Below are 5,130 nucleotides of genomic sequence, written 5' to 3'. Positions count from 1 at the left end.
GTCGCAGATCTACAAAGACGGCAAAGTGACCAACGGTTCGGCCTGGATCGTTCCGGCCAACCTGCATGATCCGATCAAACAAGACGCGGTGATCCTCAACAAGGGCAAGGACAACCCGGCCGCCCAGGCATTGGTTGACTACCTCAAAGGGCCGAAAGCCGCCGCCGTCATCAAGTCCTATGGTTACCAACTCTAAATGACGCTATCGAGTGCCGATTACTCCGCGATCTGGCTGACCCTGAAACTGGCGTCCCTGACCACGGTCATCCTGCTGATCATTGGCACTCCGATTGCGTTATGGCTGTCGCGTACCCAATCCTGGTTACGCGGCCCGGTCGGGGCGATCGTCGCCCTGCCCCTGGTGCTGCCACCCACGGTGATTGGCTTTTATTTACTGTTGGCGCTTGGCCCGAACGGGTGGATCGGCCACTTCACCCAATCGCTGGGGCTCGGCACCCTGACCTTCAGTTTTGCGGGGCTGGTGRTCGGCTCGGTGCTGTACTCGATGCCGTTCGTGGTCCAGCCGCTGCAAAATGCCTTTTCCGCCATCGGCACTCGCCCACTGGAAGTGGCCGCCACCTTGCGCGCCAACCCCTGGGACACGTTCTTCAGCGTGATTGTGCCGCTGGCCCGTCCCGGTTTCATCACTGCGGCCATTCTCGGTTTTGCCCACACCGTCGGCGAGTTTGGCGTGGTGCTGATGATCGGTGGCAACATTCCCGACAAAACCCGCGTGGTCTCGGTGCAGATCTACGATCACGTCGAAGCCATGGAATACGCCCAGGCCCATTGGCTGGCCGGGGCAATGCTGGTGTTCTCCTTTGCAGTGTTGCTGGCGCTCTACTCCAGCCGTAAAACCAAAGCGGCCTGGAGCTGACCCATGATTCAAACGCGCTTGAAACTGAGCTATTCGGGATTTGCCCTGGATATCGACTTGCAATTGCCCGGCCGTGGAGTGACTGCGCTCTATGGTCATTCCGGTTCGGGCAAAACCACCTGCCTGCGTTGCATCGCCGGTCTGGAACAGGCCGGGCAGGGTTTTATCCAGATCAACGATGAAGTCTGGCAGGACAGCGACAAGCGGATTTTCGTCCCGCCGCATAAACGCGCCCTGGGTTATGTTTTCCAGGAAGCCAGCCTGTTTCACCATCTGTCGGTGCGGGCCAATCTAGAATTCGGCCTCAAGCGCATCCCTCGCCAACAGCGGCGGGTCGACATGGCGCATGCCACGGAGTTACTGGGGATTGGCCATTTACTCGACCGCAATCCGCAGAATCTTTCAGGCGGCGAGCGCCAGCGTATCGGCATCGCCCGTGCCCTGCTCACCAGCCCCAAACTGTTGTTGATGGACGAGCCACTGGCGGCGCTCGATACCCAGCGTAAAAACGAAATCCTGCCGTACCTGCAACGGTTGCACGATGAGCTCGACATCCCCGTGCTGTACGTCAGCCATTCCCAGGATGAAGTCGCGCGGCTTGCCGATCACCTCGTCCTGCTCAGCAACGGCAAGGCTTTGGCCAGCGGCGCCATCGGCGAAACCCTGGCCCGGCTCGATCTGCCGCTGGCGCTGGGCGATGACGCCGGCGTGGTGATCGAAGGGCACGTCAGCGCCTATGACGCCGACTACCAGCTGCTGACCTTGCAACTGCCCGACACCGACCTGAGCATTCGGGTCGCCCACGCGCCGATGACCAAGGGCCAGGCATTGTGCTGCAAGGTTCAGGCGCGGGATGTCAGCCTGAGCCTGCAAGGCGTCGAACAGAGCAGCATCCTCAATCGCCTGCCTGTCACGGTGATCAGTGAAATCGGCGCCGACAACGCTGCTCACGTACTGATCCGCCTCAACGCGGCCGGCACACCGCTGCTGGCGCGAATCACCCGCTACTCCCGGGATCAACTGGGCGTGCACCCCGGCCAGCAACTCTGGGCGCAAATCAAAGCGGTGGCGGTGTTGGCCTGAAATCTGTCGGCATTCTTTAGGCACCCCGGCAATGGCGCGTGGTCAATGGCTTAACACCCTGACTCGCCGCCCGGGATTGCCTGCCATGCCAGATACCGCGTTGCCCGATGGACTGCCGTCCGACCTGCATTACGTCGACGACAGCCAGCCTGGCATCACCCGCAAGAAGCTGCGTGGCGCATTCGGCTATTTCGCCCCGTCGGGTCAGCGCATTACCGATCCGGATGAAATCAAACGCATCAATGCCCTCGCAGTACCGCCCGCTTACACCGATGTATGGATTTGCCCCGACCCGCGCGGTCATCTGCAAGCCACCGGTCGCGATGCCCGTGGCCGCAAGCAATACCGGTATCACCCGCGCTGGCGCGAAGTACGCGATGCCGACAAATATTCACGTTTGCGGGACTTCGGCCTGGCCCTGCCGAAACTGCGCAAGCAGCTTGAAACCCTGTTGGCGACTCCCGGCTTCAGTCGCGACAAGGTGATGGCCACGGTGATTACCTTGCTCGATGCGACGCTGATCCGGGTTGGCAACACGCAGTACGCCCGGGACAACCGCTCCTATGGCCTGACGACCCTGCGCAACCGTCACGTCGAGATCAACGGCAGCGCGATCATGTTCCAGTTTCGCGGCAAGAGCGGCATCGAGCACCAGATCACCGTAAAAGACCGGCGCCTGGCGCGGATCATCAAGCGCTGCCTGGAGATTCCCGGGCAAAACCTCTTTCAGTATCTGGACGAAAACGGTGACCGGCACACCGTCAGCTCCTCCGACGTCAACGCTTACTTGCAAATGCTGACCGGCGCCGACTTCACCGCCAAGGATTACCGCACCTGGGCCGGCAGTGCGCTGGCGTTGGCAGTGTTGCGCAAGCTGCAGTGGCAATCGCCAGCCGATGCAAAGCGGCAGGTGGTGGACATGGTCAAGCATGTCGCCCGGCAACTGGGCAATACCCCGGCGGTTTGCCGCAAGTGCTACATCCACCCGGCGGTCGTCGATGAGTTTATGCAAGGCGCATTGGCCGGACTGCCGCCGTCGCGGGGGCGTAAAAGGCTCAGAGCAGAGGAAGTGGCGCTGGCGGTGTTTCTGGAGAAGCTCATCGAGAAGGCTGAAACACCATGAGTCGTCTTCAGGGGTGCACTGAACCGACGAACTGACCCACCAGTTTTTTGCATGATCGCAAAGCGCTTCTATGCTTGATCTGAACACGAACAGCTTCGGTGGACGCCATGGAAGACATTTTCGTTGTGAAACGCTGCAACAAGATCATCGTTCATGGCCGCCGGGCCGGAGAAACCGGTCACCCACCACCCGACGCCGCCGTCTGGTATCGCATCATCGATACCCGTACTCGCGGCTTTATCGGTGACGGTTACGATCTTGAAGAGGACGCCAGGCGCGAATGTCGCAGGCTTAACGAGGCCAGTTCGCCGGTGTCGCACGGGTTGGCTTGACGCCGGCCACTTTCATTTTCCGGGTCTATACTTGAAGGAGCTGAAGGACCAGCGACCCATCGGCAGAAAGCTCGCTCCCCCGCGGGCTTTTTGTTGCCCTTTAGCCGATTTCCTTGAACGGAGGTGATTGTCATGTCCGAGAAAGAGTCTATCGCCACCCTGCTCACCCTGCTTGACTCCCGTCAGGCCCGCCTTGCTGCTGCGTGCAAGGAGATCGCCGACTGGGTCGATCATCAAGGGGGGCATCCGACAGCGCTCAGGATTCGTGACCGCTTGAACGACATCGAGAAGGACACGCCGCAGATTCGCAGCGCGTTGTCTGCACTCAAACATGTCGAGCCGCCACTGCCTCGGTTCAAATCAGGCGACCGCGTTATTTGAGCCAGGGACAGAGTCCAATTCAGCACACCTGAGCGGTGACCTCTTCGTCACCGTGGTTATGCCTGCCTGCCAGACTCGCGCTACATCCCAACCCGACCCAGTTTGCCGGGCTTTTTTTATTCGTGCCTTCGACCATTTCACACCGTCTTCACAACCGAACTCCTACAGTTCACTTGCTCCTTTGAAAACATCCCCTGGCCCGCCCGCATGCGGGCCATTTTTTTGCCTGCCGTAACGCGAACGAACGCCCTCACCCGCCAGGTGTCGAACGCTTACACATCACGAAGGAGTATGTCCCATGGTCACTCACTTCAAAACCGGCGGGCACCTGGCCTGCGGGCACAAAGGCAGCAACCTCACTTCCAGCAGCATATTGAACCGGGTGAAATGCAGAAGCTGCCGCAACACCGATGCGTACAAGGAAGCGCGCAAAGCCGAACGCAACGCCGCACGTCGGGCCGCACGCAAAGCCAAAGCCACCCACGCCGCCAACGACTGGCGCACAGAGTGGACCCAACGGCTGATCGAGATGCCCGGACTGCAACGGCTACCGCGTGGCTTTACTGGCCAGCCATTTGTATAGCTGACACGCCAGGCGTGAGGATTTCCTCTAGAAAATCGATAAACACATTGATCCGGCTAGAGCCCCGGTGATTGGGCAAGTACAGCGCATTGATGCAACTGCTTGCACTGCCGGGGTTGACTTCGTAATGCTCCAACAACCGTGTCAGCCGGCCTGCGGCGACATCGTCGCGTACCAGCCAGTCGGCCAACAGGGTCACCCCGCCGCCGGCGATTGCCGCTTCGCGCAGGATGTCGGCGTTGTTGCTTTGCAGGCGGCCGTGCACATTGAGCTGGATGGTTTCCTTGTCGCCCTGGAACGTCCAGCACTGGTGCGAACCAGCGTAATCAAAGCGCAGGCATTGGTGCTCGAGCAAGTCGCGAGGATGACACGGCGCCGTGTGGCGGCTCAGGTAATCCGGGCTGGCCACCACCCAGCGCTGGAAGGCCCCTACCCGTTTACTGACGATGTCTTCACTGACCACCGACGATCCCAGACGCACCGACACGTCGATCTGTTCGCTCAGCAGGTCGCTGACCTGATCGCTCAACGAAACGCTTATTTCCAGCCCCGGATGGCGCTCGAGCAAACGGCCCAGATGCGGCGCGATGATCCGCCGACCRAACTCGACRGGSACGCTGATCCGCAGGCGTCCTTGCGCCTCGCTGCCACGGTCGGCAACCACGGCATCGGCTTCGTCGATGGCGTCAAGAATCGCCACAGCCTTTTCGAAATAGGTTTGCCCGGCGACGGTCACGCTGGTGTTGCGTGT

The 5,130-nt window shown here is 60.5% G+C and carries 8 protein-coding genes; 7 read left to right on the top strand and 1 reads right to left on the bottom strand.

All coding sequences use genetic code 11. The annotated features are described in order from the left end of the window. The 7 genes from AC1DLB_RS20810 to AC1DLB_RS20780 form a co-directional block, all read left to right on the top strand. Positions 1–196, top strand: a 196-nt coding sequence (locus tag AC1DLB_RS20810) for a substrate-binding domain-containing protein (protein ID WP_477785563.1), incomplete at its 5' end; no start/stop codon positions are given. Continuing rightward, positions 197–877, top strand: a complete 681-nt coding sequence (gene modB / locus AC1DLB_RS20805) for a molybdate ABC transporter permease subunit (protein ID WP_477785562.1) — start codon at positions 197–199, stop codon at positions 875–877. Between the two features lie 3 nt (positions 878–880). Continuing rightward, positions 881–1,960 (top strand): molybdenum ABC transporter ATP-binding protein, encoded by a 1,080-nt coding sequence (modC, locus tag AC1DLB_RS20800; RefSeq protein WP_477785561.1) that lies wholly within the window; start codon positions 881–883, stop codon positions 1,958–1,960. Between the two features lie 85 nt (positions 1,961–2,045). Further along, positions 2,046–3,083: a DNA topoisomerase IB gene (locus AC1DLB_RS20795; protein ID WP_477743158.1), complete on the top strand. Its 1,038-nt coding sequence runs from the start codon at positions 2,046–2,048 to the stop codon at positions 3,081–3,083. 107 nt (positions 3,084–3,190) lie between these two features. Further along, entirely contained in the window at positions 3,191–3,415 is a 225-nt protein-coding gene (locus AC1DLB_RS20790; RefSeq protein WP_192350416.1) for a hypothetical protein, read from the top strand. A 132-nt stretch (positions 3,416–3,547) separates the two neighbouring features. Continuing rightward, positions 3,548–3,796: a hypothetical protein gene (locus AC1DLB_RS20785; protein ID WP_018929055.1), complete on the top strand. Its 249-nt coding sequence runs from the start codon at positions 3,548–3,550 to the stop codon at positions 3,794–3,796. Between the two features lie 298 nt (positions 3,797–4,094). Beyond that, positions 4,095–4,379, top strand: a complete 285-nt coding sequence (locus AC1DLB_RS20780) for a hypothetical protein (protein ID WP_477743159.1) — start codon at positions 4,095–4,097, stop codon at positions 4,377–4,379. Here AC1DLB_RS20780 and AC1DLB_RS20775 read toward each other — a convergent pair. Then, positions 4,357–5,130 (bottom strand): substrate binding domain-containing protein (locus tag AC1DLB_RS20775; protein ID WP_477785560.1); only part of this gene is annotated, 774 nt, incomplete at its 5' end. The two genes, AC1DLB_RS20780 and AC1DLB_RS20775, sit on opposite strands and share 23 nt — an antisense overlap.

It is taken from the genome of Pseudomonas sp. 05N434 (assembly GCF_056396965.1).
Note: the sequence above shows the minus strand (reverse complement) of the source record. Positions and strands in the feature narration are given on the sequence as shown.

What these genes read in the sequence shown, in the direction of transcription:
- modC (WP_477785561.1), top strand. Translation starts at nt 881, where the DNA reads ATGATTCAAACGCGCTTGAAACTGAGCTATTCGGGATTTGCCCTGGAT.
- AC1DLB_RS20795 (WP_477743158.1), top strand. Translation starts at nt 2,046, where the DNA reads ATGCCAGATACCGCGTTGCCCGATGGACTGCCGTCCGACCTGCATTAC.
- AC1DLB_RS20790 (WP_192350416.1), top strand. Translation starts at nt 3,191, where the DNA reads ATGGAAGACATTTTCGTTGTGAAACGCTGCAACAAGATCATCGTTCAT.
- AC1DLB_RS20785 (WP_018929055.1), top strand. Translation starts at nt 3,548, where the DNA reads ATGTCCGAGAAAGAGTCTATCGCCACCCTGCTCACCCTGCTTGACTCC.
- AC1DLB_RS20780 (WP_477743159.1), top strand. Translation starts at nt 4,095, where the DNA reads ATGGTCACTCACTTCAAAACCGGCGGGCACCTGGCCTGCGGGCACAAA.